Source organism: Janthinobacterium sp. TB1-E2 (assembly GCF_036885605.1).
Classification (GTDB): Bacteria; Pseudomonadota; Gammaproteobacteria; order Burkholderiales; family Burkholderiaceae_D; genus Janthinobacterium; species Janthinobacterium aestuarii.
Genome location: NZ_CP142523.1, coordinates 5,552,984 through 5,578,371, shown reverse-complemented (window position 1 = coordinate 5,578,371; position 25,388 = coordinate 5,552,984). Strand labels below are relative to the sequence as shown.

Sequence of the window (25,388 nt, the reverse complement as noted above, 5' to 3'; positions counted from 1 at the left end):
CTTTCGCGATTGCGTTCTTTAAGAGGCAATAGTGTAGCGGAAATGCGGCCTGGCGGCGGGGATGGAGCAAAAACGGCAATGCTTCAGTTGTTTTTATGGCAGGACCGGCACGCTGCCGGCCCCCGTGCGTTCAATGGCCGCCGGCCAGGCTGGCGCCAACGCTGTAGCGGGCGATGCGCTGGTAGTTGCCGGCCAGCTCGGGCGGCCGGGGCAGGCCGGGATGGCGCTTCACATGCTCGAGGATGGCGCCTTCGTGCTGGCGTATCTGCGCGTCGAGGCAGGCGATCTGCTGGCGCAGCAAGGCGTGCAGCGCATGCTGGCCAGCCTGCAGATGCACATTCAGGCGCGCCGATTCCTGCTGGCGCACGCCTTCGATGGCGTGCAGGCGGCGCAGCCACAGGCGCAGTTCCACGTAGGCGGGCGAGGGCGGCGTCCAGCGCGCGGGGCGCCTGTGCGCACAGTAGTTGGCCAGCACCACGGCGCTGTGCGCCGCGTCATCGGGCAAGCCCTGGCCGCGCAGATAGTCGTCCAGTTGCGCGGGCTGCGCATCGCAAACCACCATGCCCATGTCGGCCAGCATGCGGGCGGGCGCCTCGCTGTACGGCATATCAAGGCGCATGCAGACGCGCAAGCCGATGACGGGCACGTCGTTCCTTTGCAGCCAGCTGCGCAGCCAGCGGTAGCCGGCCACGTCGTTTTCAAGCACTTTGCACAGCACTTCGTTACCCGAGAGCAGCACGGCTTTCAGCAGCAGCTTGCTCGTTTCGATGCCGACGAAGGCCGTTTCCCGTTTGATCGCGTGTTCCATGATGAGTCCCCCTGTGCAGTCTTATACGTAGCGGTGGCGCGTTTGGATGCAGCCGCGATGCGGATTCATTCAAAAAAGAGCTTGAAAGACTGTTGCATACTCGCCTAAGCCGCCTGCCTGCCCGTCTGCAAGGGGAAAAATCCGTGTAAGCTGGCGCCATGACGACTGTTTCCATACCCCATACCGATGTGGCCGGTGAGCCATTCCCCGCAGCACGTTTCATCAAGGAAATAGGACGCGGCAAGAACGGCGCGCGCAGCATGACGCGCGACGACGCCCGCGCCCTGTACCGCGCCATGCTCGAGGGCCGCGTGTCGGACCTGGAGCTGGGCGGCATTTTATTGTCGATGCGCATCAAGGGCGAGTCCGTGGACGAGATCGCCGGCTTCCTCGACGCTGCCGAAGCCTCATTCGCCCCGCTGGCTGCGCCGGCCGGCGAATTTTCCCCGATCATCATTCCCAGCTACAACGGCGCGCGCAAGATGGCCAATCTGACGGCCTTGCTGGCGCTGCTGCTGGCGCGCGCGGGCGCACCCGTGCTCGTGCATGGCGTGACCAGCGATCCGGGCCGCATCACGACGGCCGAAGTGCTGGCCGCGCTGGGCGTGCCCGCTTCCAAGGACCATGCGCAAGCCGAGGCCACCATGGCGCGCGGGGAGGCCGCCTTCCTGCCCATCGAGGCCCTGGCGCCGGGCCTGGCCTGGATGCTGTCGCTGCGGCGCGTGCTGGGCGTGCGCAATTCCACGCATACCCTGGTGAAAATCATGCAGCCGTTCGCCGGTCCCGCCCTGCGGCTGGTGTCGTACACGCACCCGGAATACCTGGAAATGCTCGGTGAATATTTCCTCACCGCCTCAGATCCCACGCGCGGAGACGCTTTCCTGATGCGCGGCACGGAGGGCGAGACGGTGGCCAACGCCAACAAGGCGCAGCAGATCGACTGGTTCCATGGCGTGGAGCGCACGGTGCTGGTTGAAAAGCAGTTGCTGGTGGAAGAGTTGCCACATTTGCCCGCCGAGCGCGATGCGGCCACCACGGCGGCCTGGATCGCGGCCGTGCTGCGCGGCGAGGTGCCCGTGCCGCCGTCGATCGCCGAGCAGGTGACGCAATGCTTGACGGCATCGCGGCAGATTGCGGCACGGCCGCGCTAGCCGCGTCGCCGCAGTTTACAATGGCGTCTTTGTAATCAGCGGTGACCGGAATTCTTATGGCAAAACAATTTGATGTGGCAGTGATCGGCGCGGGCGCGGCCGGCATGATGTGTGCGGCGGTGGCCGCCCAGCAGGGCAAGCGCGTGGTGTTGATCGATCACGCGGCCAAGCTGGCCGAAAAGATCCGCATCTCCGGTGGTGGACGGTGCAATTTCACCAATATCAACGCCACCCCGCAGAACTTCCTCTCGGAAAACCCGCATTTCTGCAAGAGCGCGCTGTCGCGCTACACGCCGCAGGATTTCCTCGCGCTGGTGAAAAAATACCGGATCGGCTACCACGAGAAGCACAAGGGCCAGCTGTTTTGCAATGAATCGGCTGAGCAGATCATCGACATGCTCAAGGACGAGTGCGCCGCTGGCGGCGTGCATTGGCGCATGCCATGCAAGATCGACAACGTTGTTCAGCAAGCGGATGGCGGCTTCGTGCTGCAGACCGATAGCGGCGACATCGAGACGGCCAGCATCGTCATCGCCACGGGCGGCCTGTCGATCCCGAAGATCGGCGCCACGGATTTTGCCTACCGCATCGCCAAGCAATTCGACTTGACGATGGTCGAACCGCGTCCGGCCCTGGTGCCGCTGACGTTCGATGCAGCCAGCTGGGCGCCGTTCGCGGAATTGTCCGGCATCGCCTTGGAAGTGGATGTGGAAACGGGCAGTCTGAAAGGCCGCAAGGCGACGGGCGCGCGTTTCCGCGAAGACTTGCTGTTCACGCACCGCGGCCTGTCGGGCCCGGCGATCCTGCAGATTTCCAGCTACTGGCTGCCGGGCGAGCCCATCGTCATCAATCTGTTGCCGGAAGTGGACGTGGCGCAGACCTTGATCGAAGGCAAGGGCACCTTGAAGAAGCAGCTGGGCAATATCGTCGCCCAATGGCTGCCGCAGCGCCTGGCCGACTGCCTGCTGGCCGTCAACGGCTTGGCGCCGGACGCGCGCATCGCCGACATGCCCGACGCGCAGCTGCGCAAGCTGGGGCTGGCCATCAATGCCTGGTCCATCGTGCCGAACGGGTCCGAAGGTTACCGCAAGGCCGAAGTGACGCGTGGCGGCATCGACACGCGCGAACTGTCGCAGCAGACCATGATGGCCAATAAGGTGCCGGGCCTGTATTTCATCGGCGAATCGGTCGACGTGACGGGCTGGCTGGGCGGCTACAACTTCCAGTGGGCCTGGGCTTCCGGCGTGGCGGCAGGTATTGCCTTGCAGTAAGCAAGTCTGTAGGATGAGGTTCTGGCGCCCTGTGCGCCCACCCCGGTGCGTGGTTTACGCCACATTCCGGCAGCGACAGCAGGCTGCATGCCGCACGCAAGTGGGGGAGGGGCTTCCCTTTCCGAATAAAAGCTGCTACTATCTATCTCTTCCTATACACCACCTCAACGGTTTGAATTTTACATGACCACTATTCGCCTTAAAGAAAACGAGCCGTTCGAAGTCGCAATGCGTCGCTTCAAACGCACCATCGAAAAAACGGGTCTGCTGACCGAATTGCGCGCACGCGAATTCTACGAAAAGCCAACAGCTGAGCGCAAGCGCAAGCTGGCAGCTGCTGTCAAGCGTCATTACAAACGCATCCGCAGCCAACAACTGCCGAAAAAATTATTCTAAGACTGTTCAGTCAGAACCAACCCGGGTAGTTCGGCGCATTGTTCGCCACGGGTTTTGTTTTGATTCGCCTGGAGTGATACTTCAGATGAGTCGCATACCCGCTCCGGTTCGCCGCAGCGGGTTTTCGCTTTTGTGGCCCGCTGATGGTAGCCGCGCACGAGCACCCACCTACTGACCAACGAGGATTGCCATGAGCTTGAAAGAACAAATTACCGAAGACATGAAAAACGCCATGCGCGCCAAGGAAGCGGGCAAGCTGGGCACGATTCGCCTGTTGCTGGCGGAAATCAAGCGCAAGGAAGTCGACGAGCGCATCGAATTGACGGATGCCCACGTGACGGCCATCGTGGAAAAGATGATCAAGCAGCGCAAGGATTCGATCACCCAGTTCGAAGCCGGTGGCCGCGCCGACCTGGCCGACATCGAAAAAGCCGAGCTGGTGCACCTGACGGGCTATATGCCCGCCGGTCTGTCGGACGAAGAAGTGGCGGCCGAAGTGGCTGCCGCCGTGGCCGCCTCGGGCGCCGCCGGTCCGCAAGACATGGGCAAGGTCATGGCCATCGTCAAGCCGAAGCTGGCTGGCCGCGCCGACATGACGGTGGTATCCGCCCTGGTCAAGAAAGCCTTGACGCCGGCAGCGTAAGCAACAATAGTAGCAAGGGCTGCCCGCCGTCGCGCTGGCAGCCTGTTAACAGCCCACACGTTGACCTGGCTCAACCTCAGGCCACGTGCGGTAGTATAGTCTGACCTATAACAAGACCCGCCCTAGCCAGTGATACCTCAATCCTTCATTTCCGATTTGCTCAACCGCGTCGATATCGTCGATGTCGTGGGGCGCTATGTGCAACTGAAAAAAGGTGGCGCCAATTTCATGGGCTTGTGCCCGTTCCACAGTGAAAAATCGCCCAGCTTTACCGTCAGCCCCACCAAGCAGTTCTATCATTGCTTCGGCTGTGGCGCGCATGGCACCTCGATCGGCTTCCTGATCGAGTACTCGGGCATGGGCTTTGTCGACGCCGTCAAGGACCTGGCGCAGAACGTGGGCATGGTCGTGCCGGAAGCGGATGACAAGATTCCGCCGGCCCAGCGCGCGCAGATCCAGGCGCAAAGCCTGGCCCTGTCCGACGCCATGACGCAGGCGTGCGATTATTACCGGGGGCAATTGCGCCACGCGCCGGAAGCCATCGCCTACCTGAAGAACCGTGGCTTGACGGGCGAAGTGGCCGCTCGCTTCGGCATGGGTTTCGCGCCTGGCGGCTGGGATAATCTGCGCTCCGTCTTCCCCGAATACGACGTGGTGGCCCTGGCCGAGGCCGGCCTCGTGATCGACAAGGTCGATGAAGAGGGCAATAACCGCAAGCGCTATGACCGTTTCCGCGAACGTATCATGTTCCCGATCCGCAATACCAAGGGGCAAGTGATCGCCTTTGGCGGCCGCGTGCTCGACCATGGCGAACCGAAATACCTGAACTCGCCGGAAACCCCCTTGTTTTCCAAGGGTTTCGAACTATATGGGTTGTTCGAAGCGCGCCAAGCCATCCGCGACGCCGGCTACGTGCTGGTGACGGAAGGCTATATGGACGTAGTGGCGCTGGCGCAGATGGGTTTCCCGCAGGCAGTGGCGACCCTGGGTACGGCGTGCACGCCGACCCACGTGCAAAAACTGCTGCGCCAGACCGATAACGTGATTTTCAGCTTCGATGGTGACAAGGCCGGCCGCCGCGCCGCCCGCCGCGCGCTGGAAGCGAGCCTGGCCCACGTGTCGGACAATAAAACGATCAAATTCCTGTTCCTGCCCTCGGAACACGATCCGGACAGTTATATCCGCGAATTCGGCGCCGAAGGGTTTGAGCAGCAAGTGCATGAAGCCATGCCGCTGTCGCAATTTTTACTGAAAGAAGTGTCGGGCGAGCATGACCTGTCGGAACCGGAAGGGCGCGCCCGCGTGCAGTTCGATGCCAAGCCGCTGCTGCAGCTGATGGCGCCGTCGTCGCTGCGCCTGCAGATCGTGCGCGGCCTGGCACAGCTGACGCAGTCCACGCCGGCCGAGATCGAAGCCCTGTTCGAGCTGGCCAAGCCTGTTGCGGTGGCGCACCGGGCGCCGCCGAAATCGGGCCGCCCCGTGCCTGTCGGGCTGGAATTGAAGATCATGCGCATGCTGGTGGCGCATCCGCCGCTGACGATGCGCATCGACGAAGCCGCCCTGGCCGCCTTCCAGCACCTGGGGCCGGACGCGGCGCACAGCCTGGGGCAGCTGGTGGCCGTGGGCCAGGCCTTGGGCGAGCACGGCAGTTTTGCCGCGCTGGCGCAGCAGTTGAAGGAACTGGGCAGCGAGTACGACGAGATCATCGGCGAGATCGCGGCCGGCACGGAATCCGATTACGACAGCGAATTGTCGTGGCTGGTGAGCACCATCCGCGAGATCAAATTGAATGCCTTGAAGGCGGAATTGCAGCAATTGTTTGCCTCGGGTTTGCCATCGGAGAAAATTGGTGTACGCTACCGCGAAATCATGCAGGAGCAGGGGGCGCTGGAACGCGAGCGCGATGCCGAGTTGGTGAATCGCTAACCTTGCTCTGAGGGTATGGCGCGCACTGGAAAAACATTTTTCGCGTGCTATAATTAAATGCTAAGTATTGTGTGCTTTGGCAAGCTAGTTCTGTTTCGTAAATAGTATTTGTTTTCAGTAAGTTAGGCTCTTGATCGGCGCGGTGGATCGTGTCGGCAGCCAGGGCCAACAGGCGCTTTCGGCGTTGCGGGCAAGGCTCGCAGACGCTGGCAAGCCGCGCCAGGCTCTCGCTCCCAACGCGGTCGATGCAGGAATTTTTGCCGAGGCGGCTGGCAACAGCCGGTGGACAGGAATTGCTGCGCTTCCCGCGGATCGTGGCCGATGAGGTGTAAGTAACGTAACAGTGTCGAATTTGCGTAGTCGGCAGGTTCGAAGATGGTGGTTCCCGCAGGTAGACAGGGAACTGGCAGCAAACTTTATCCTAATCCACCGTAAAGCAAGTCGTTGTGTAATCGAAAGCGCCTGTGCCAATCAAGAAACCCGAATCCAAAGCGGCTGCAAAGCCCACTAAAGTTACCACGAAAGCCGAAAAGGCGCTCGACCGGCCAGAAGCGCGCGTCACCAGCGCGCCTGTGGTCAGCCAGACCACCGACGCCGCCACCCTGGCCGCGATCGATACGTCCGGTTATGTCTTGCCGTCGGTAAAAGTGCCAGGCCGCCGCGGCCGCAAGCCAAAAGAATTCCAACCAGAAAATGATGAAGTCGCCGCCCTGAATGCCGTCGAGCGGGCCGAACTGAAGGCCGTCGACAAGGCCAAGGCCAAGGACCGCAAGGCGAAAGAGCGCGCGCTGCTGAAAGATGCGTTCTCGTCCGATACGGAAGCGAGCGAGGAAGAACTTGAGCGCCGGCGCCAGAAACTCAAGACCCTGATCAAGTTCGGCAAGGAACGCGGTTTCCTGACCTACGCGGAAATCAACGATCACTTGCCCGAAAACATCGTCGACCCGGAAGCCATCGAAGGCATCATCGGTACCTTCAATGACATGGGCATCGCCGTCTACGAGCACGCGCCCGATGCGGAAACGTTGTTGCTGTCCGATAACGTTGCCGTCGTCACCAGCGACGACGAGGCGGAAGCAGCGGCCGAGGCCGCATTGTCGACCGTCGATTCCGACTTCGGCCGCACCACCGACCCCGTGCGCATGTACATGCGAGAGATGGGCTCGGTCGAGCTGCTGACGCGCGAAGGCGAGATCGAGATTGCCAAGCGCATCGAAGATGGCTTGAAAGACATGATCCAGGCTATTTCCGCCTGCCCCGTGACGATCGCCGAGATCATCGCCGCTGCCGACCGCATCGCCAACGAAGAGATCAAGATCGACGAAATCGTCGACGGCCTCGTCGATGAAAACGAACCGGTCGCCGCCGCCCCTGTCGTGGCCGCTCCCGTCGAAGAAGACGAGGAAGAAGGCGAAGCGGAAGAAGAGGAAGAAGAAGAGGAAGAAGAAGCGAGCGCTTCGGGCGCGGCCGGTTTCTCGGCCGAACAGCTGGAAACCCTGAAACGCACGGCGCTGGAAAAATTCGCCATCATTTCGCAGCAGTTCGACAAGATGCGCCGCGCCTTCGAAAAAGAAGGCTACAACTCGAAACCGTACGCCAAGGCACAGGAAGCTATTTCGCAAGAGTTGCTGGGCATCCGCTTCACGGCCAAGGTCGTGGAAAAGCTCTGCGACACCCTGCGCGGCCAGGTCGACGAAGTGCGCCATATCGAGAAGCAAATCCTCGACGTGGCCGTGAACCGCTGCGGCATGCCGCGCGCCCACTTCATCAAGGTTTTCCCGGGCAATGAAACCAACCTCGACTGGGTCGATGGCGAAGTCAACGCAGGACACGCGTACAGCGCCATCCTGGGCCGCAACATTCCGACCGTCAAGGAACTGCAGCAGCGCCTGATCGACCTGCAAGCGCGCGTTGTATTGCCGCTGCCGGATTTGCGCAACATCAACCGCCAGATGGCGGCCGGTGAAATGAAGGCGCGCAAGGCCAAGCGCGAAATGACGGAGGCCAACTTGCGCCTGGTCATTTCGATCGCCAAGAAATACACGAACCGCGGCCTGCAATTCCTCGACCTGATCCAGGAAGGCAATATCGGCCTGATGAAGGCCGTCGACAAGTTCGAGTACCGTCGAGGCTACAAGTTCTCCACGTATGCGACCTGGTGGATACGCCAGGCCATCACGCGCTCGATCGCCGACCAGGCGCGCACGATCCGTATTCCCGTGCACATGATCGAGACGATCAACAAGATGAACCGCATCTCCCGCCAGATCCTGCAAGAAACGGGCGCGGAACCCGATCCGGCCACCTTGGCGATCAAGATGGAAATGCCCGAGGACAAGATCCGCAAGATCATGAAAATCGCCAAGGAACCGATCTCGATGGAAACGCCGATCGGCGACGACGACGATTCCCACCTGGGCGACTTCATCGAGGACAACAACACCCTGGCGCCGGCGGACGCGGCCCTGCACGCGTCCATGCGCGGCGTCGTCAAGGACGTGCTCGACTCCCTGACGCCACGCGAAGCGAAAGTGCTGCGCATGCGCTTCGGCATCGAGATGTCCACCGACCACACGCTGGAAGAAGTGGGCAAGCAATTTGACGTGACGCGCGAGCGCATCCGCCAGATCGAAGCCAAGGCGCTGCGCAAGCTGCGCCACCCATCGCGCTCCGACAAGCTGAAAAGCTTCTTGGAAGGCAACTAGAAGCCAATAGGGCTTGACGTACGCCCCTGATACCCCTATCCTCGCGTGTCCGTTTCCAAAACGGCCGCACGAGGCGGGCATCAACAGCGCCGCCACGCCGCAGTCCCCTGGGCCTCTAGCTCATGCTTGGTTAGAGCAGCGGACTCATAATCCGTTGGTGCCGTGTTCGACTCACGGGAGGCCCACCAGAATTATGATTAAAATCAAGGAGTTGCGATTGTTCGCAACTCCTTTTTTTTATCCATTTTTAAAAAGGTTCAACGAAAGTTCAACGCGTAAGTTGCAGACTTCTCTGCTTAACTTAGCTGAGCCGAGAGAGTGGATTGAGGTGACGTGTTTCTTGTAAATGCTCTGGTGAAAGATGTGCATATCGCATCGTCATCGTGAGACTTTGATGCCCGAGCACTTTTTGCAACGCAAGTATATTTCCGCCATTCATCATGAAGTGGCTTGCAAACGTGTGCCTGAGAATGTGGTGTTCGTTTGCTGGCCGGATTGACCCTCTCAGTTTGACCCTCCCTCCATGTCCTCGCGAACGCCGCGACCCTGTCGTAAGACCCCTCAAATCCCAATTCCTTCAAGTCTTCATGGATCTGTTTCAGCGTGCGCCGCTGCTTGCGTGATCGCGCCGCCTCGGTTTTTAGGAGCGCAGAAAGCTGAAACGCGTATTTGTCGATGGCCCGGACGGAGCGCCGCTCAGAGTAGGCTGGCTCAATGGTTTCCGATCGCAGATAGCGTCGGACGGTGTTTCTAGAGATGCCCAAACGCCTGGCGATCTCTCTCAAAGGGACCTGGTCGCGAATGTGCCAGCGTCGAATAATGCCTAGTAATGCCACGTCGATCACTCCAATTCCCCACTCAATGTCATGAGCAGGATTGTGTCTTATACGTGGGTCAGTTTCGTGTGCAAATTATGCGGTGAAGTGGGTCAGATTTCGCTGCAAATCAACACGGAACCCTTTTTACTCCACGGTGGCATGTAGGAGCGTTTTGGCCGGTCGTCCCGGCCAGCGACGATGCCAGCCGGTTGTTGTCGCAAGTTTGGAACCCGGTAATATTTAGACGCTTTGTAAATTAGTCAATGCGACGTTTGCCGACAACTACAGCACCACGCGTAATTGAAAAGCCGACATCTCCGACGTAATTTCCATTAGATTGCGTACAATTTTCTGACTGCCCTATTGTGATAGGTATTACGTTTACAACGTCATAGCCGTTCTCGTCCAATTCTTCATATTTTTCTGCAATCAGGTGAGAAAATTGATCTAAGTCGACAAGGCGATGGTTTGAATATTCTACAACTTCTTTAAAAATAACCCCTTCTTTTTTCTGATAGGTGGATAGTGGAGCATAGAACCAGGTAGCAACGAACTTCTTAGTCATGAACACCTTTCGATAGTTGTTAATGAGGAATTCATGTTTCCCCAATGAAACTATATTTACATGAAATTACTTTTCTGTCAAGTAATTTGGTACTGCATTCGTATGATGGTTGAGGTGAGACACGCATCAGATTACTTAGGAATGTGGCTCTATACTGAAGTGGAGTACATCATGTTCAAGAGTGGTATGCGTCCTGTCCACCCAGGCGAGATCCTAGTAGAGGACGCTAGCGTTGGCTGCTTGATTCAAGGTAAATCGCCCATAGCAATATCTGGCATGCCTGATAAGCCAAGTGTAATGAGAAGGCCAGTATGGTGCCAGTTGGTAGTGGCGTATTACATCAAGTGGTTCTCGTATTGCTTGCCACCCCTGGTGCTAGCGTACCGAAAAAAGGGCGATTTGAGGCGCGTGAGGGCTGAAGCGAAGCGGAACCCTTTTTGCCCCACGGTTGCATGTAGGAGGGTTTTGGCCGGTCTTGCCGGCGAGCGACGATGCCAGCTGGTTTGCTATACGCAACCGCTAGACAACGAATGAAAATGACAGTAAAAACTACTGGTTTTTTAAACAGTAAAAAATTTTGCTTGTGTGTTGTATATTTGCGACGGTATTTGCAATTAGATGTGTGGTTATGTGTGAGTAATTGCTCTCGTGGAGCGTACGCGGCAGAGCAAGTTTGAGAAAGTCAAGCGGAAATGCTGTAAAAAAATCTACACGGGTATGACAACCAGAGAGAAGAATGGCCTACAATTAGGGTAATCGTTGGCTTTGGTACTACATCTAGTGGTGTGAGGCGAGGGAGGTTGGGGGAAGTTCCTTAGAACAACCCCCACAAAGAATACCCGTTTGGATATGCTTCGACGTGGAAATCAAAGTTTATCTAGCTGATGGCGCTTGTCAATCGCCAAATGAGAAGAACGGGACTATTTTATTGTTTCTATGTCATCAACTCAAAGGAGCTTTGATATGGCTGATTGCCAAATTACTTGTATTAACTTGTCTCATACCAATGGTCGCCATGAACATATCACTCATGTTGGAAACCCAGGGGTTTGGAGTTCGCGCCTTACTGTGGCACAAGCTGTCGCAATGATCAGAAACAAAGAGCATACGTTTTATGTGAAAGATGCTCGTGGCAACCGTGCTAACGTAGGTGTTGTTGATGGTCAGCCACCTTACCTGCGTACTTACGCTGATGGAGTTTGGTCGGATAACTTGCTTTCTCTGCAATTTTGTCCGATTTAAATTTTATAAGTTGAGTCAAGCCCGCACAAATGCGGGCTTTTTTTATCTGTAGGTGCAGTTGGCTGGTAGCTGTTCAGAAGTAACCGCATAAAGCTGGGTTCAACAAAGGTTCAACCACATAGTTGTGTAACGCAGTGGTAAAGTGCTACAAAGGATGCTAAGTCCTTGTAAAGTAACGTAAAGTTGGATATTGTTGTGCGTCAGTAGGGACTCATAATCCGTTGGTGCCGTGTTCGACTCACGGGAGGCCCACCAGAATTTAGCAAGAATAGAACGAGCCCCGACAGGTGACTGCCGGGGCTTTTTTCGTGCTGTCGTACAATCGCGGCATAGCGATTGATGAAGGATGAAACGAGATGACGGCTGAAGTGAAGATGGAAGATATCGTGGTGGGTGATGGCAAGGCGGCGGCGCGTGGTGCGCTGGTGACTGCTCACTACCGGGGCTGGCTGGAAGATGGGACGGAGTTTGACTCGTCGCACGAGCGGGGCGAGCCTTTCCGCTGTGTGTTGAGTAATAACAAGGTGATTCAGGGCTGGATTTTGGGTTTGCACGGCATGCAGGTGGGCGGCACGCGCAAGCTGTGGGTGCCGGCGGCGCTGGCATATGGTGAGCGGCAGGTGGGATTGATTCCGCCGCATTCCAATTTGATCTTCGAGATTGAATTGCTGGAAGTGCTGACGCGCGATTGATGCCTGGATGGTGTCATCAGGCAGATACGACGCCGGCCTTTTTCAGCAGCAGTTGCTCGATGTCGGCGCGCAGCGCCTGCTGGGTGGGGAAGGTGAGATAGCGCAAGGTCACATAGCCTGCCAGCCTGAGCATGGCGTCGCGCTCCCTGTCCTGGCGTTCGCGGCCGGCGTGGCTGCGGTCGTCGAGCTCGATGACGGCAATGACGTGCAGTTGCTGGCTGCACAGAACAAAATCGGCCACCTTGCGGTCAAAACGGTTTCTGTTTGCCCATCCCTTCGCCGTCACCAGCGCGGAAAATGCCACTTGTGCCAGTACCGTGCACTCCGGCAAGGCCGTATGCAGCAGGTGGTACATCTGTTGTTCGCGCGCCGTCATGACGGGTTTTCTTTGCAGCCTCAGCGGCTTGCGCGACTTGGCAGCCTGGCGCGTGGCCAGCATGGCAAAGAACAGGATCAATGCCGCGATGGCGAGCAGGACGGTGTAGGAAGGCATAAGCTGGCACCAATATGGACGAGTCCTGATGGTACGCGAGTAGCGGCGCGTTTTCGTGCCGCTGCCAGCGTATTTCAGGTGCTGCGCTTGTTGGCGATCAAGCCTGTTTCAAGTTCACCGGTATCACGTCCAGCGCCGGCACGATGTCATGCAGGCTGGCCACTTCATAGGTGGGAATGGCGGCCGAGGTATTGGCCATGCTGTCCGGGTTGAACCAGCAGCTGGCTATGCCGTAGCGGTTGGCGCCCAGGATGTCGGCGTCCAGGCGGTCGCCGATGATGATGGTCGTATCCTTGCTGAATGCGCGCGCCATGTTGGCGGCGTATTCGAAGAAGCGCACGTCCGGCTTGGCATGGCCGCACGCTTCGGAGGTGGCGACGAAGGAGATGTAGTCGCTCAGGCCGGAGGCGGCGATGCGGCGGTTCTGGATGGAGTCGACGCCGTTGGTGATGATGCCCACTTCGCCGATGCGCGACAGCGTTTCGCACACTTCTCTGGCGCCATCGATGAGCACGACCGTGTCCGGCAGGGAGTCCAGATATAAACGGCTGGCCAGTTCCGGATCGATGGCGATGCCGTTCAGCGCAAACGTCTTGCGGAAGCGCTCCACTTTCAGGAAATCTTTGGTCACGTCACCCGTTTCGAAACGTCTCCACAGGTCGACGTTGATCGCCTGGTATTGGGAAAACAGCGCGTCGATGTTGTCGCGCAAGCCCAGTTCGTGCATGGTGTGCAGGAACGAGCGTTTTTCGGAGGCCCGGAAGTCGAGCAGGGTATCGTCGAGGTCAAACAGGAATAGCTTGTATTTCATGGCGTGTCATTGAAAGGAACTTGTCTTGCATCGTAGCACGTAGCGATGAGTTCGGTTGGCCGTGCCCTGCGCGGGCGATCCGCTACTACTGCTGCCAGACTTGTCACATGCACTCCGTTTTTCCCATGAGCATGCATGAGAAATTCGGCCCAGCGCACTATTTGCACTGAAAACTTATTATCTTTGTTCGCTGTTGAATGGCTGCGGTGCACTGTTTGACTCCAGGCAAATCCATGCGCAGGTAGCGTTCGGTACCGGCATACAGGCAGTCCACTTGGAACAGATAGTGGGGAGCATCGAAATTGATATTCCAGCGTTGATACAAGGTGCCGGCACGTGTCCACTCCCTGATCGGGGCCAGGATAGGCAAGGCTCCGCCATCCACCGGAGGCTGATCCGCCGGATAGGACAGCACGCGCACGCTGTCGAGCCTGGTGACGGACAGGTTCCAGGTCGATGGAGCTGCTTGCGGGCAAGAAAGAGGGGCTGCTGCAGTTGGCTGCATCGTCGTGGCCGCGATAGCCAATGCCAGCAGTGCGAGCGGCTTCATTCGACCACCGAATAGAGCTCAGGGCGATTCGATGCTCCTGCCGCCGAACGGCCAAAGTGGATCACGCGGGCGCTCGGTTTGTGGTTGCGCCACTGGTCGAAAATTTCAATGCCGCCAGGCACCTGGCGAATGAAGAGCGCTGCATGGTTACCCTGCCGCAAATTCTGATAGCGGCCATTGACGAAGGTGGCAATCAGCGTGCCTTTCGCGATGCCACCTTTTTCCAACAGGTCCGGCACTTTGTCTCCTTCGCTCCAAAGCGATGAGGCACGGGCGCCAGTGAGGTGCCTGGCGAGGGTGACGCATTCGCCATTTCCTACGATCTCTTTTTGCTTTGCATAGTCGGCACGCGCAATGTAGGGCATAGCGTTTCTCTCTGTGGTTGACGGTAGAGAGAGCGTACGCAAGATGCGGGCCGGTATCTTGATGTGCGCCAGGGCAATACGACGCATTGACGTGTGTCATGGCCCCGCCTGGCGCACGGGCAACCTTACATATCCACCCACCAGTTGAGCAAGGTTTCATCATCGTCGTCATCGAGGTTGACGTAGATATTGGCGAAGTACCACTCCACGCCCGTCGCTTCGCGGAAGGCGTCGAAGGGACCGTTGATGCTGTAGATGCCGTGGTGTCCCGGCACGCTGAAGGTGAGGTTGCCCTTGTACTGGCCGTCCATGGTGCCGCCGAGCTGGCTTTGCACGTCGCGTTCGAGCTGGTCCACTGCCTCTTGCGACACGTCGTCGGCATAGATCTGGATGCAGAAGTTGCCGCCGCGTTTTAATACTTCGGCGGGGGCGAGCGGGTCGGCGATGCTGACGATGTCGCCGCGCGCCAGGTTCAGGGTCAGGCCGGGCGAGGCCAGCAGTTCGTAGACGTGCTCGTCGATCTGGCGCGCCGGCAGGGTCTCATACACGGGGCCGTCGGTGTTTTCGCCTGCCAGTACGCGGATGTGCGGCAAGCCTTCGCAATTGATGTCTTCCATTCATTCTTTCATGGTGCCGGCGCGCCGCGCTGTTGGGCGGGCCAGATAGGGGAATACCAATATTGTACCGGGTGCGTGCCTGCTGGGGCCGCACCTGCCGCAAGCAGTTCGCCCGGTGGTTCAGACTGGCGGCGTGGCCAGGAAGGAGGGCAGGGTTTCCGCCGAGCGCGTATAGGCGTGGATGGCCGGGTAGTCGGCCGGTTTGACGATATCGGGCGTTTCCAGCTGGGCGAAGCTCCAGCCGACGGCGATGGTCACGCCCACCTGGTCGATGGTGCCCGTCTCGCCAGGCAGAGGCAGGCGCGCGCATTCCTGTTCCAGCAGGTTCCACGCGGCGTGCAGTTGCATGCTGACCCGTTCCAGCCATGGCGCGTGCTGCTTGTCGAGCGGGCGCAACTTGCGTTCGTAGACGATTTGCACGGCCTTTTCATAGGCGGCCAGCGCCAAGCCTGTCAGGCGCAGTGCGCGCACGCTGTCGGCGAGTTCAGGGACGGAAGTGGCGGGGCGCAGCAGCGACAGATAGTGCAGGATCAAGGTGGAATCCATCAGCACTTGCCCGTCGTCCAGGACCAGGGTCGGCACCTTGATGACGGGGTTGATCTCACGCACGGCATCCATGTTGCGGAACACGGACAGCGGCAAGTGCTCGTAGTTAATGCTCTGCAGTTGCAAACAGATGGCGACCCTGCGCACATAGGGCGAGTCGAGCATGCCGATCAGTTTCATGGCTAGTCTCCGGGGAAGTCGGCGGGAATGCCTACGATACCCGCTTGCCTGCCCGTTTGCCAGCATGCTGCTTAATTGTGTGCGCTGATGCCGCTGCGGAATTGTTCGAAACCGGCGCGGGCTGCCTTGTAGCAATTGCCGGCGGCCGCTTCCAGGCCTTCGCGGTCGAGTACTTCGACCGTGCCGCGGCGGTACTGGATCAGGCCTTCGTCCTGCAGCTTGCGGGCCGTGACGGTGATGCTTTCGCGGCGCACGCCCAGCATGTTGGCCATGGTGTCTTGCGTCACCTTCAGCTCGTTCGACAGGGAACGGTCGAGGCGGTCCAGCAGCCAGCGGCACAGTTTTTGTTCGATGCTGCAATGGCGGCCCCCCACCACGTTCTGCGCCATTTGCGCAAACATGGCGCTGGTGTAGCGCATCAGCAATTGCGCCAGGGCGCCGCCTTCATTGAACACTTCGCGCAGGAAGGCCGTTTTCAGGCGGTAGCCGTAGCCGGCCGTTTGCACGATGGCGGTGCAGGTGGCGCGCTCGGCTTCGTACAGCACCACGCCAGCCACACCTTCGCGGCCGACGACGGCGATCTCGGTGGTGGCGCCGTCTTCCATCACATACAGCAGGGAAACGATGGCGTTGGTGGGGAAGTACGTGTATTCAATCTTGCCGCCGCAATCGAACAGGTGCTTGCCGGCAGGCAAAGCGACCAATTCCAATTGGCAAAACAGGCGCTCCAGATCGGCGCGCGACAAGGCGCGCAGCAATTCGTTCTGTTGCGCACCCGTGATGCTGATCATCGGTGTGGCGGGCGCGCTTTGCCAGTTGTGCTGGGCGGCTGCGTGGGCATTCGTTGCTGGTGTCAGGTTGCTATAAGCTTTGTACATGGTAGGGCCTCGTCTTCTGATTTTGTTGGATGGCGCTGCTTTTATGGCTTGCTAGCGTTGTGCTGAATCTTGTATCCACTATAGAACCAGGGGGCGCCGGCGGGCATCGGATGAGCCGACGTGCTTATGTAGGCTAGGAACATTGCCTCGTGTCATCCGACTCCTACGCCTGCTACTGCATTTTTCCTTGTGGAAACAAACGTGTTTGGGCAAAAAATGCCGTGCTGCCCGCTATGCGCGAACTTTGGCCGTATGTCGTGATCAAACCACTCTGCGCTGCAGTACGACGGTGATAAAATGTTGCATTGCGGAAATTCGATTTGTGTGCCGGTATGAACTTGCTCTCCATCACTGCTCACTTTGTCCCGTTTGTTTAATGAAGGAAAGCAACGCATGAAATGGTTTTTTGATTTGAAAATTGCCACCAAGCTGATCTTGTCGTTTGGCGGCGTGCTGTTATTGACGGCGGCCTTGGGCATGTCGGCGATCTTGTCCATGGCGCGCATCAATACCGCGTCGACCGACCTGTCCGACAACTGGATGCCCAGCGTGCTGACGGCCATGAATATGCGCAGCGATGTCAGCGATTTCCGCCGCTGGGAGCTGGCGCACATGCTGGCCGCGCAGGATGCCGACATGGTGCAGAACGAAACGCGCATGACGGAAACCCAGGCCAAGCTGAAGGCCGATGCCGACAAGTACCGCAGCCTGATTTCCGCAGCGGGCGAGAAGGAAGCGTTCGAGCGCTTCCTGGCGCTCAACGATGAATTCATGCGTCTGCATGCAACCATGCTGAGCCTGTCGCGCGAGATGAAAAAGGAAGAGGCGCGCGCGCTGGCTGTGGGGCCGTCGGCCAAGGTCATGACGGACATGATGGCGGCCCTCGATAAACTGGTGTCGGTTAACACGGACGGCGGCGTGCGCTCGAGCGCCAGCGCCGATGCAACCTATGCGGCCTCGCGCGCCAGCCTGATCGGCTTGGTGATAGGTATCGTCGTCATCGGCATGTTGCTGGCGCTGTGGGTGGCGCGCAGCGTGGCGCGTCCGCTGATCGAGGCCGTCGGCGTGGCGCGCCAGGTGGCGGCCGGCGATCTGACGGCGCATATCGTTGTGCAATCGCAAGACGAAACGGGGCAATTGATGCAGGCCCTGAAAGACATGAATGCCAGCCTGCAAAAGCTGGTGGGCCAGGTACGCAGCGGCACCGATACCATCGCCACGGCGTCGAGCCAGATCGCGGCCGGCAACCAGGATTTGTCGTCGCGCACGGAAGAGCAGGCCAGTTCGCTGGAAGAAACAGCTTCGTCGATGGAAGAGCTGACGTCGACCGTGAAGCAGAATGCGGACAATGCGCGCCAGGCCAACACCATGGCGCAGACCTCGTCGAGCATCGCCATCGAGGGCGGCAAGGTCGTCGGCGAAGTGGTGGGGACGATGGCGTCGATCAACGAATCGTCACGCAAGATCGTCGACATCATCGCCGTCATCGACGGCATTGCTTTCCAGACCAATATCCTGGCCCTGAATGCGGCCGTCGAGGCGGCGCGTGCGGGTGAGCAGGGGCGCGGCTTTGCCGTCGTGGCCACGGAAGTGCGCAACCTGGCGCAACGCTCGGCTGCGGCAGCCAAGGATATCAAGGTCCTGATCGGCGATTCGGTCGAGAAAGTCGAGGCGGGATCGAAACTGGTGGACCAGGCGGGCCGCACGATGGATGACATCGTTGCCAGCATCACCCGCGTGACGGACATCATGAGCGAGATCACGGCCGCCAGCAGCGAGCAGAGCGCCGGTATCGAGCAAGTTAACCAGGCCATCGCCCAGATGGACCAAGTGACGCAGCAAAATGCGGCCCTGGTGGAAGAGGCGGCCGCGGCAGCCGAATCGATGCAGGAACAGGCTGCCAGCCTGAGCGCCGTCGTCAGCGTCTTCAAGCTTGACGTGGCCAGCGCCGCCGCGAACCGGCCGCGCGCACCCATCACCGTCAAGACGCCGGCAGCCGTGACGCCGGTACCGGCGCCGCGTCAACTGGCCAGCACGGCGCGTCGCGCGGCACCAGTCGATGAGTGGGAAAGCTTTTAAGTGAATGAAGTCAAGCGCGCTTGCGCGGCTTCTTGACGCCTGCGGTAGCGGGCGCGGCAGCGGCTTGCTGGCGCTGTTGCCAGGCCTTCAGGGCTTCTTCGTAGGCGGCCAGGTCTTCCTGGTACATTTCCAGCACGCAAAAGGTACAACCGCTATGGCAGCACTCGTCATTGCCCGGTTTACTGGGTGGCTGCGGTTGCGGATCGTGGGCTAAGGGCGGGGTGGGCATGGTGAGGGCAGGGGATGGAGCGGCAGGGATCGGAGCAGGCATTGGAACGGCATCATACGGCATTCCCGCAGGGCATTGCTGGAATGCTTTTTGCTCAAAAATCACGGTTTCCGTGTACAGTTGCGGTGAATTAGGGTATCGTTTACAGCACTGATATTGTATCTTCTGCGCGCGATGTTCCGCCGGCGCGATCTCCGCCGCCATCGCAGCACATCTCTTCGACGCTCCCGCATACGCCTTCCAGCATGTCCCGGAGCACGGAGATGCCGCAAGAACAATGATCCATGGCTTGCAAGACGGAGCTGCCTGTGCCCCGAAATGTTGTTTATTGAGAAAGCATGGCTTCCGCAGTGCGGAGGCACACCAGAAAATTTATGTCTGAAACCGAATCGACTCCTACGCCAAGCCCGGCGATTGCCCCTGAAGCGGCGCCCGCCGCCGCTGCGCCTGCACCAGCACCTGCCGCATCCGCTGCTCCCAGCCTGACTTTTGCCGACTTCGGCCTCGCGCCTGAAATCCAGCGCGCACTGACCGACCAGGGCTACACCCATCCGACACCGATCCAGGAACAAGCGATTCCCGTCGTGCTGCAAGGCCGCGATGTGATGGGTGCCGCGCAAACGGGCACCGGCAAGACGGCCGGTTTTTCCTTGCCGATCATTCAGTTGCTGATGGCGCATGCCAGCAGCAGCATGTCGCCGGCACGCCACCCGGTGCGTGCGCTGATCCTCACGCCGACGCGTGAACTGGCGGTGCAGGTGGCCGAAAACGTCAAGGCTTACGCCAAGCACACGCCGCTGCGCTCGACCGTCGTCTTCGGCGGCATGGACATGAAGCCGCAAACCGTCATCCTGCGCGGCGGCGTGGAAATCGTCATCGCCACGCCGGGCCGCTTGCTCGACCATATCGAGCAAAAGAACATCAGCCTGAGCCAGGTGCAGATGCTGGTCATGGATGAGGCGGACCGCATGCTGGACATGGGCTTTTTGCCGGACTTGCAACGCATCATCAACTTGCTTCCGAAACAACGCCAGAACCTGATGTTCTCGGCCACGTTCTCGCCAGAGATCAAGAAGCTGGCGGCCACCTTCCTCAACGATCCGCTGACGATCGAAGTGGCGCGCAGCAACCAGACGGCCGACAAGGTCACGCAAGTGGTCTACAAGGTCACGGAAGACCAGAAGCATGCCCTGGTAGCCCATCTGCTACGCCAGCGCGACCTGAAGCAGGTTATCGTCTTCTCGAACACCAAGATCGGCGCCTCGCGCCTGGCCCGCGTGCTGGAACAGGAAGGCATGAGCGCCACGGCGATTCACGGCGACAAGAGCCAGCAGGAACGCATGGCGGCGCTGGAATCGTTCAAGAAGGGCGAGATCGACGTGCTGGTAGCCACCGACGTGGCGGCACGCGGCCTGGATATTTCGGACTTGCCTTGCGTCATCAACTTCGACTTGCCGTACAACGCGGAAGACTATGTGCACCGTATCGGCCGCACGGGCCGTGCCGGCGCCTCGGGCGACGCCATCTCGATCTACTCAGATAAAGACGAGCGCTTGCTGGCCGATATCGAGAAACTCATCAAGCAAAGCATCAAGCGCGGCGAATTGACGGGCTTCAATCCCGCTCCTGCCCGCAGCAGCGACAGCGAGCGCCGCCCACCGCGCCGCACCGAAGGTGGCGAGGCGCGTCCCGCACGCGCCCCGGAGAGCCGCCATGCCGGCGAGAGCCGCGACAGCCGCTCCGCCGAGCGCGGTGCGCGTCCCGCCTTTGGTCCCGGCGCCCGCCGCGAAAAGGCCGATCCCTGGTTCTTGAAGCCATATGAGCCCGCCAAAGCAGCCGCTCCCGCTGCCGCCAGCATGGCGCCTGCCGCGGCCAAGCCGAAGCAGAAGGTGGCGGCGTTGTTGGGTGGGTTGCTGAAGAGTTGATGCTTTTTTGTCGCGACTAACTATTGCATGTTGTAGTTCGGGTAGCAACAGTCCCTGAATTGATGAATGAAACCCAAAATGTCCAATGCTGACTTTTTGGGTTTTTTTATGAGCGGAAGCTAGCGTGCGCCGCGATATGGCTGTGGTGGCCGGACGCAAGGAAATTCAGACGCTGTGGCGGCGACGGCCGGTATTGACGGTTGTCAAACCAGTTAGTAGCGCTAGTGCCGCGTGTACTATCGTAATCAGCCTTGCAGTTGTTGACGATTATTCTGCCACCAGCGACGTCCCAGCACAAAAAAGATAGAGATACCCAAGCCTGCAAGCAGGCTGCCTAGCAGGGCGATTGACGTACGGGTTGTCCGATTCTTTGGCAGGCTAGGACCGGCAATAAACCGTGTTTTTTCCAGATAAAGACTAATTGCGGAACTATTATCGACACTGATCTTGTTATAGACTTCCTTGATCGTTTCGTCTTCCATATCCTTATTGCTAAAAACGGTTTTCTTGATTGGTTCCAGTCCTCGCAGAATGGCTTCGCCAGATTTTGTGCTCTCAGCCAATGCTTTTGCGCGATCATAATATTCTGCAAGAATCATGTACTGTTTTTGTTCCCGCTTTGCCTTGTAGATGGCTTCATTTGCTTCATTAATCTCGACTTCGCTAGTCATCAGTTGGCTAAGCGGCGAGAGGTAGCGTGCCGTATCTTCGGTGATTGATACAAGCTGGCGGGAAGCCTGACCGGCAGCGTCCGGATAGCGCGTAACGATCTGCTTCAGCTTGGCGCCTGTGCGCTGATACGAGTCGATTTTTTCCTTGTTTTCAATGATTTTATTATCCAACTTGGTAATGGCAGCGGAAATTTCGGAATTTTTAAAGCGTAAAATATCCGTATAAATCATGTAAACAATAGTGTCGACTGTGTATCGTCCAAGCAATCTCACCGCTTGTTGCGCGCTTTCCGGTGTCTTGGCCGCATAGTTGATGGAGACGGCGATGACATTGTTGTCGGAATCCTTGGTGCTACTCATCAATTCTTTTGCATCAAGCTTGGTGAACGGAAAGATCGGTTCGATCACCTTCGCAATCCCGCCGCGCGAGGCAAATGTCTGGCTCAAAGCGATAACAGTAGGGTCATTTTCTATATTGTTTTGCCTGGCAAATTCATTAAAACGTTCACTGGTGTTTAATGGTGAGGAATAGCGCTTGTAGTCAGCTAAAGCGATACCGGGTGCTTGTTCTTTTATTTCTTTTCCGTCTTTCTCTATTTTTTTCTCAGGAATAGCACCTCCAAATTGTAAAAAACCCTCACTTTGGTATCGGCTAAGAAATAAGGCGCTGGAAGTGCCAAGTAACGTCACTAAAGCAGTTCCCGCTAGGATAACGCCACGCGATTTCCATAAGATAGAGAGGAAATTTGTTAAGTTGAAGTCATCGTCTTCAACGTAAAATCCCACTTCATTTAATTCGTCATGTTTTTCCATAATTTCTCTTTTTTAATTTTCCAGCTTGCCATTTCTTAACGGTGAAGATGGCAAGGATGTTTCAAAGGGCTACCCTGTTATCTCGCTCAGTCTTGCCTGAAGATGTCGAACTGATATGCCTTCGCAGTATGCCGTATTTGATGGGCATCTGTTTTATACGGCTATTTCTGACGAATAAGTCAGTTGCTATTGAGTGAAAGTATTTGGTTTCAATTCAAGGGTAATACACGATGTTAATTTTTCTGTTTCGATGTTTTTTCGGAGAGCAGATTTTTTCACAAAATATTATAGGGAATAATGAGGGGCGTGAAATAGGCATTTGTTACAATTTGTGAGCTTCCTTGTCTCGCTGCCTGCATTTTTCCCCATTTTTATTCAGAGCAGTCTTCAGTTTCTCGTAGGCTTCATGTCAAAAAATTGGTATCCTGGAGCGATGGCGACTTATCTTGTGACGTAGCCTGTTGACGCTGCTGTTCCGTCCAGATAAGGTCTTCGATACCACATTGCGGTACATATTCGTGAACAGCCCGCAGCAGCAGATTCCGTAATGCCTCGAAATTGAAGTTGTTGCATGCAAGATCCATTTCCTCCAAGATATTTTTCAAATCTTGCCAAGGTACTTCCGACTCCTCTGCCCGCATGATGAGGGGATGTTCAGTGCCTTCTACATTGCCTCCAATCAACAACTCTTCATAAAGCTTTTCTCCTGGGCGCAGGCCTACATGCTGTATTTCGATACCATCCGGGGCTGACTTGCTCTTCACTTCCAGTCCACTCAAATGGATCATGCGTTCAGCCAGATCCATGATTTTCACGGGCTCGCCCATGTCAAGAACGAACACATCACCGCCGGTACCCATGGCGCCGGCCTGTAAGACAAGTTGGGCGGCCTCTGGAATGGTCATGAAATAGCGTGTGATTTCCGGATGCGTCAGGGTGATGGGACCACCGGCCTCGATCTGCCGACGGAACAAGGGAACAACAGAACCAGACGAGCCCAAGACATTGCCAAAACGCACCATACAAAAGCGCGTGTGGCTCTGTTCGCGTGTAAATGCCTGCAAAATGAGTTCCGCGAGGCGCTTGGTTGTGCCCATTACATTGGTTGGACGTACCGCTTTGTCCGTGGAAATCAGGACAAAATATTTGACATGGGCCGCCATCGCCGCCTTGGCAATGCTGAGCGTGCCGAATACATTGTTACGTACTCCCTCAATGGGGTTATGCTCTACTAACGGCACGTGTTTGTAGGCCGCCGCATGATATAGCGTCTCCACCGAGAAGGACTGCAAGATGCGCTGACATTTTTCGGTATCGAGCACGCTGCCGAGGAAGGGCAGTATATTGACTCCTAACTCATATCCTTCATTGATGCTCTTTAACTCCTGCTTGATCGAATACAAAGCAAATTCGGACATGTCCAGCAAGACGAGACGCGAGGGTTTCAATCGGATGATCTGGCGACACAATTCGGAACCGATTGAGCCGCCAGCGCCCGTTACCATGACGGACTTCCCGATAATGCAACTGGATATCAGCGACAGATCGGGCGACACCTGGTCACGGCCCAGCAAATCTTCAATTTCGATGTCGCGGACATCTTGCACGCGTAATTCACCACTGACCAGGCTTTCCACGGGCGGGGTAACCTTGATCTTCACTTTCAAGTGTTCAAGGCTATTGAGAATTTTTTTCTGTTCGCCTTTGTTCAAGGCCGGCATGGCCAGAAGTATCTCGTTCACCCCATATTTTTCGATCACGTCGGCAAGCGCATTGGATGGATGGACTTTGATGCCAGAAATAGTTGCATCGCGCAATTCCTTCATATCATCGATGAATGCCACTGGCATGTACTCGCGGCCTGCACGCAAGGCACTGGCCAATTGCACGCCCGCTTTGCCTGCTCCATAGATGGCGACGCGAGTATAGCGGCGTCCCATCTGGTGTAGCAGCACACCCCGTGCGAGAAAGCGACTGGCCACTACATAGGTCAAGGCACTCACCCAATAAATGCCAAATACGCCGCGTGAGACTCCTGCCATATGCGTCAATAACCCTGCCAATGCCAGTAAAACAGCAACCGACAGCGTGACACCGAAGATGACCACATACACGATTTTCTGATCGATGAAGCGGATGACGGCGCGGTACAGGCCGATTTTGATAAAGATGGGGATGGCGACGATGGGTGCCGCAACGATGATCCAAAAATAGCTGAGGAATAAGTTCAGGTTAACTACATCGTAACGCAAAATAATCGCCAGACAAAAGGTCAATGGCAAGAATATCAAATCAGCTGTAACAGCGATGAGCTGTTTTTTAAAGCGTGACAAATCAATAATTAATTTCATTTTGACGAATAATTACTTTAGAAAGGATAAGGGTTAGCATTGGTTTTACTGCATACTGTTGGGATATTGCAAGAACCATACTGGTTTCCAATGTAAAACTCATCAATGCGTGACGCCATCACGGCGTACAACCTTGAGTGCCGTCAGGATGATAATTTTCAAGTCGAATAAGAATGACTGCTGCTGCATATAGGCTAGATCAAGTTTGACCTTTTCTGGAATCGGCAATTCATCGCGCCCATTGATCTGTGCCCAGCCGGTCAGGCCGGGTAGTATGCGGTCGACGCCGTACTCCGTCCGCAGCGCGATCAAATCCTGTTGGTTGAACAGGGCAGGGCGAGGACCGACAAAACTCATGTCGCCGCGCAGAATACTCCACAATTGCGGTAACTCATCAAGGCTGGACTTGCGCAGGAAGGAGCCTATTGGCGTGAGGAACTGTCCAGGATTATTTAGCAAGTGCGTTGCCACAGCCGGTGTGTCTATACGCATCGTACGGAACTTTGGCATGCGGAAGATTCTGTTACGCACTCCAACCCGGTCCGACCAGTAAATGGCAGGCCCTGGGGAGGTCAGTTTGACAAGGATGGCGACAATCATAATAGGGACGGCAAAGGCCAGCAGCACTACGGCCGAAAGGGCGAAATCAAATAATCTTTTCAT

General features: G+C 57.3%; 24 protein-coding genes, 1 tRNA gene and 1 pseudogene. 11 read left to right on the top strand and 15 right to left on the bottom strand.

Translation table 11 applies throughout. From position 1 onward, the window contains the following. Positions 1 to 130: 130 nt before the first annotated feature. Entirely contained in the window at positions 131 to 808 is a 678-nt protein-coding gene (locus OPV09_RS25105) for a hypothetical protein (protein WP_338679654.1), read from the bottom strand. Between the two features lie 158 nt (positions 809 to 966). Between OPV09_RS25105 and ybiB the strand changes: the two genes are divergently transcribed. The 7 genes from ybiB (at position 967) to OPV09_RS25070 (ending at position 9,088) form a co-directional block, all read left to right on the top strand. After that, on the top strand, positions 967 to 1,959 hold the full coding sequence (ybiB, locus tag OPV09_RS25100; protein ID WP_338679653.1) for a DNA-binding protein YbiB: 993 nt from the start codon (positions 967 to 969) through the stop codon (positions 1,957 to 1,959). Positions 1,960 to 2,015: 56 nt separating this feature from the next. After that, complete coding sequence (locus OPV09_RS25095) at positions 2,016 to 3,230, top strand: NAD(P)/FAD-dependent oxidoreductase (protein ID WP_338679652.1); 1,215 nt, start codon at positions 2,016 to 2,018, stop codon at positions 3,228 to 3,230. A 183-nt stretch (positions 3,231 to 3,413) separates the two neighbouring features. Beyond that, the gene (gene rpsU / locus OPV09_RS25090) at positions 3,414 to 3,626 is read left to right on the top strand and encodes a 30S ribosomal protein S21 (RefSeq protein ID WP_008451879.1); all 213 of its coding nucleotides are present in this window, start codon (positions 3,414 to 3,416) and stop codon (positions 3,624 to 3,626) included. A gap of 190 nt (positions 3,627 to 3,816) precedes the next feature. Further along, positions 3,817 to 4,269, top strand: coding sequence for a GatB/YqeY domain-containing protein (locus OPV09_RS25085; protein WP_034746974.1), 453 nt, complete (start codon positions 3,817 to 3,819; stop codon positions 4,267 to 4,269). 129 nt (positions 4,270 to 4,398) lie between these two features. Continuing rightward, complete coding sequence (dnaG, locus tag OPV09_RS25080) at positions 4,399 to 6,195, top strand: DNA primase (RefSeq protein WP_034746977.1); 1,797 nt, start codon at positions 4,399 to 4,401, stop codon at positions 6,193 to 6,195. 464 nt (positions 6,196 to 6,659) lie between these two features. Beyond that, the gene (gene rpoD, locus OPV09_RS25075; protein ID WP_034746980.1) at positions 6,660 to 8,900 is read left to right on the top strand and encodes an RNA polymerase sigma factor RpoD; all 2,241 of its coding nucleotides are present in this window, start codon (positions 6,660 to 6,662) and stop codon (positions 8,898 to 8,900) included. A gap of 109 nt (positions 8,901 to 9,009) precedes the next feature. Then, positions 9,010 to 9,088 (top strand) — tRNA-Ile (locus OPV09_RS25070). A 113-nt stretch (positions 9,089 to 9,201) separates the two neighbouring features. On the opposite strand, the gene OPV09_RS25065 is transcribed toward OPV09_RS25070, so the two are convergent. The 3 genes and pseudogenes from OPV09_RS25065 to OPV09_RS25055 form a co-directional block, all read right to left on the bottom strand. After that, entirely contained in the window at positions 9,202 to 9,339 is a 138-nt protein-coding gene (locus OPV09_RS25065; protein ID WP_425324064.1) for a hypothetical protein, read from the bottom strand. A 76-nt stretch (positions 9,340 to 9,415) separates the two neighbouring features. Next, positions 9,416 to 9,745, bottom strand: a pseudogene (locus OPV09_RS25060) (helix-turn-helix domain-containing protein); the annotation flags it as partial. Positions 9,746 to 9,974: 229 nt separating this feature from the next. Next, complete coding sequence (locus OPV09_RS25055) at positions 9,975 to 10,283, bottom strand: hypothetical protein (RefSeq protein WP_338679651.1); 309 nt, start codon at positions 10,281 to 10,283, stop codon at positions 9,975 to 9,977. A gap of 963 nt (positions 10,284 to 11,246) precedes the next feature. Here OPV09_RS25055 and OPV09_RS25050 point away from each other — a divergent pair. Next, positions 11,247 to 11,525, top strand: coding sequence for a DUF3892 domain-containing protein (locus OPV09_RS25050; protein ID WP_338679650.1), 279 nt, complete (start codon positions 11,247 to 11,249; stop codon positions 11,523 to 11,525). Between the two features lie 356 nt (positions 11,526 to 11,881). Further along, positions 11,882 to 12,217 carry an FKBP-type peptidyl-prolyl cis-trans isomerase gene (locus tag OPV09_RS25045; RefSeq protein ID WP_331777012.1) on the top strand — a complete coding sequence of 112 codons (336 nt, stop codon included), beginning with the start codon at positions 11,882 to 11,884 and terminating at the stop codon, positions 12,215 to 12,217. A 16-nt stretch (positions 12,218 to 12,233) separates the two neighbouring features. On the opposite strand, the gene OPV09_RS25040 is transcribed toward OPV09_RS25045, so the two are convergent. From OPV09_RS25040 to OPV09_RS25010, 7 genes are all read right to left on the bottom strand, one after another. Continuing rightward, positions 12,234 to 12,710: a DUF2726 domain-containing protein gene (locus OPV09_RS25040; protein WP_338679649.1), complete on the bottom strand. Its 477-nt coding sequence runs from the start codon at positions 12,708 to 12,710 to the stop codon at positions 12,234 to 12,236. A gap of 97 nt (positions 12,711 to 12,807) precedes the next feature. Continuing rightward, entirely contained in the window at positions 12,808 to 13,521 is a 714-nt protein-coding gene (locus OPV09_RS25035; RefSeq protein WP_331777010.1) for a YjjG family noncanonical pyrimidine nucleotidase, read from the bottom strand. A gap of 157 nt (positions 13,522 to 13,678) precedes the next feature. Then, positions 13,679 to 14,071 (bottom strand): STY0301 family protein, encoded by a 393-nt coding sequence (locus tag OPV09_RS25030; RefSeq protein ID WP_034746993.1) that lies wholly within the window; start codon positions 14,069 to 14,071, stop codon positions 13,679 to 13,681. Then, complete coding sequence (locus OPV09_RS25025) at positions 14,068 to 14,523, bottom strand: BPSL0067 family protein (RefSeq protein ID WP_235194157.1); 456 nt, start codon at positions 14,521 to 14,523, stop codon at positions 14,068 to 14,070. The genes OPV09_RS25030 and OPV09_RS25025 overlap by 4 nt, the downstream gene beginning before the upstream one ends. 38 nt (positions 14,524 to 14,561) lie before the next feature. Continuing rightward, a complete protein-coding gene (locus tag OPV09_RS25020; RefSeq protein ID WP_034746999.1) occupies positions 14,562 to 15,053 on the bottom strand; it encodes a DUF4265 domain-containing protein in 492 nt (163 codons plus the stop codon). Between the two features lie 120 nt (positions 15,054 to 15,173). Further along, positions 15,174 to 15,779 carry a glutathione S-transferase N-terminal domain-containing protein gene (locus OPV09_RS25015; RefSeq protein WP_338679648.1) on the bottom strand — a complete coding sequence of 202 codons (606 nt, stop codon included), beginning with the start codon at positions 15,777 to 15,779 and terminating at the stop codon, positions 15,174 to 15,176. A 71-nt stretch (positions 15,780 to 15,850) separates the two neighbouring features. Continuing rightward, positions 15,851 to 16,570, bottom strand: coding sequence for a Crp/Fnr family transcriptional regulator (locus OPV09_RS25010; protein ID WP_034747863.1), 720 nt, complete (start codon positions 16,568 to 16,570; stop codon positions 15,851 to 15,853). A gap of 480 nt (positions 16,571 to 17,050) precedes the next feature. Here OPV09_RS25010 and OPV09_RS25005 point away from each other — a divergent pair, with 480 nt between their 5' ends. Beyond that, a complete protein-coding gene (locus OPV09_RS25005) occupies positions 17,051 to 18,736 on the top strand; it encodes a methyl-accepting chemotaxis protein (RefSeq protein ID WP_338679647.1) in 1,686 nt (561 codons plus the stop codon). A gap of 10 nt (positions 18,737 to 18,746) precedes the next feature. Here the strand turns inward: OPV09_RS25005 and OPV09_RS25000 are convergent, their stop codons facing one another. Next, positions 18,747 to 19,007 carry an oxidoreductase-like domain-containing protein gene (locus OPV09_RS25000; protein ID WP_338679646.1) on the bottom strand — a complete coding sequence of 87 codons (261 nt, stop codon included), beginning with the start codon at positions 19,005 to 19,007 and terminating at the stop codon, positions 18,747 to 18,749. A 332-nt stretch (positions 19,008 to 19,339) separates the two neighbouring features. Between OPV09_RS25000 and OPV09_RS24995 the strand changes: the two genes are divergently transcribed. Beyond that, positions 19,340 to 20,890: a DEAD/DEAH box helicase gene (locus OPV09_RS24995; protein ID WP_338679645.1), complete on the top strand. Its 1,551-nt coding sequence runs from the start codon at positions 19,340 to 19,342 to the stop codon at positions 20,888 to 20,890. Between the two features lie 245 nt (positions 20,891 to 21,135). On the opposite strand, the gene OPV09_RS24990 is transcribed toward OPV09_RS24995, so the two are convergent. The 3 genes from OPV09_RS24990 to OPV09_RS24980 all read right to left on the bottom strand — a co-directional run bounded on the left by OPV09_RS24990 (position 21,136) and on the right by OPV09_RS24980 (position 25,388). Continuing rightward, the gene (locus OPV09_RS24990; protein WP_072455148.1) at positions 21,136 to 22,374 is read right to left on the bottom strand and encodes a lipopolysaccharide biosynthesis protein; all 1,239 of its coding nucleotides are present in this window, start codon (positions 22,372 to 22,374) and stop codon (positions 21,136 to 21,138) included. Between the two features lie 404 nt (positions 22,375 to 22,778). Next, positions 22,779 to 24,725 (bottom strand): polysaccharide biosynthesis protein, encoded by a 1,947-nt coding sequence (locus OPV09_RS24985; RefSeq protein ID WP_072455149.1) that lies wholly within the window; start codon positions 24,723 to 24,725, stop codon positions 22,779 to 22,781. A gap of 102 nt (positions 24,726 to 24,827) precedes the next feature. Then, a complete protein-coding gene (locus tag OPV09_RS24980; RefSeq protein ID WP_072455150.1) occupies positions 24,828 to 25,388 on the bottom strand; it encodes a sugar transferase in 561 nt (186 codons plus the stop codon).

What these genes read in the sequence shown, in the direction of transcription:
- OPV09_RS25105 (WP_338679654.1), bottom strand. Translation starts at nt 808, where the DNA reads ATGGAACACGCGATCAAACGGGAAACGGCCTTCGTCGGCATCGAAACG.
- ybiB (WP_338679653.1), top strand. Translation starts at nt 967, where the DNA reads ATGACGACTGTTTCCATACCCCATACCGATGTGGCCGGTGAGCCATTC.
- OPV09_RS25095 (WP_338679652.1), top strand. Translation starts at nt 2,016, where the DNA reads ATGGCAAAACAATTTGATGTGGCAGTGATCGGCGCGGGCGCGGCCGGC.
- rpsU (WP_008451879.1), top strand. Translation starts at nt 3,414, where the DNA reads ATGACCACTATTCGCCTTAAAGAAAACGAGCCGTTCGAAGTCGCAATG.
- OPV09_RS25085 (WP_034746974.1), top strand. Translation starts at nt 3,817, where the DNA reads ATGAGCTTGAAAGAACAAATTACCGAAGACATGAAAAACGCCATGCGC.
- OPV09_RS25065 (WP_425324064.1), bottom strand. Translation starts at nt 9,339, where the DNA reads ATGAATGGCGGAAATATACTTGCGTTGCAAAAAGTGCTCGGGCATCAA.
- OPV09_RS25055 (WP_338679651.1), bottom strand. Translation starts at nt 10,283, where the DNA reads ATGACTAAGAAGTTCGTTGCTACCTGGTTCTATGCTCCACTATCCACC.
- OPV09_RS25050 (WP_338679650.1), top strand. Translation starts at nt 11,247, where the DNA reads ATGGCTGATTGCCAAATTACTTGTATTAACTTGTCTCATACCAATGGT.
- OPV09_RS25045 (WP_331777012.1), top strand. Translation starts at nt 11,882, where the DNA reads ATGACGGCTGAAGTGAAGATGGAAGATATCGTGGTGGGTGATGGCAAG.
- OPV09_RS25040 (WP_338679649.1), bottom strand. Translation starts at nt 12,710, where the DNA reads ATGCCTTCCTACACCGTCCTGCTCGCCATCGCGGCATTGATCCTGTTC.
- OPV09_RS25035 (WP_331777010.1), bottom strand. Translation starts at nt 13,521, where the DNA reads ATGAAATACAAGCTATTCCTGTTTGACCTCGACGATACCCTGCTCGAC.
- OPV09_RS25030 (WP_034746993.1), bottom strand. Translation starts at nt 14,071, where the DNA reads ATGAAGCCGCTCGCACTGCTGGCATTGGCTATCGCGGCCACGACGATG.
- OPV09_RS25025 (WP_235194157.1), bottom strand. Translation starts at nt 14,523, where the DNA reads ATGCGTCGTATTGCCCTGGCGCACATCAAGATACCGGCCCGCATCTTG.
- OPV09_RS25020 (WP_034746999.1), bottom strand. Translation starts at nt 15,053, where the DNA reads ATGGAAGACATCAATTGCGAAGGCTTGCCGCACATCCGCGTACTGGCA.
- OPV09_RS25015 (WP_338679648.1), bottom strand. Translation starts at nt 15,779, where the DNA reads ATGAAACTGATCGGCATGCTCGACTCGCCCTATGTGCGCAGGGTCGCC.
- OPV09_RS25010 (WP_034747863.1), bottom strand. Translation starts at nt 16,570, where the DNA reads ATGATCAGCATCACGGGTGCGCAACAGAACGAATTGCTGCGCGCCTTG.
- OPV09_RS25005 (WP_338679647.1), top strand. Translation starts at nt 17,051, where the DNA reads ATGAAATGGTTTTTTGATTTGAAAATTGCCACCAAGCTGATCTTGTCG.
- OPV09_RS25000 (WP_338679646.1), bottom strand. Translation starts at nt 19,007, where the DNA reads ATGCCTGCTCCGATCCCTGCCGCTCCATCCCCTGCCCTCACCATGCCC.
- OPV09_RS24995 (WP_338679645.1), top strand. Translation starts at nt 19,340, where the DNA reads ATGTCTGAAACCGAATCGACTCCTACGCCAAGCCCGGCGATTGCCCCT.
- OPV09_RS24990 (WP_072455148.1), bottom strand. Translation starts at nt 22,374, where the DNA reads ATGGAAAAACATGACGAATTAAATGAAGTGGGATTTTACGTTGAAGAC.
- OPV09_RS24985 (WP_072455149.1), bottom strand. Translation starts at nt 24,725, where the DNA reads ATGAAATTAATTATTGATTTGTCACGCTTTAAAAAACAGCTCATCGCT.
- OPV09_RS24980 (WP_072455150.1), bottom strand. Translation starts at nt 25,388, where the DNA reads ATGAAAAGATTATTTGATTTCGCCCTTTCGGCCGTAGTGCTGCTGGCC.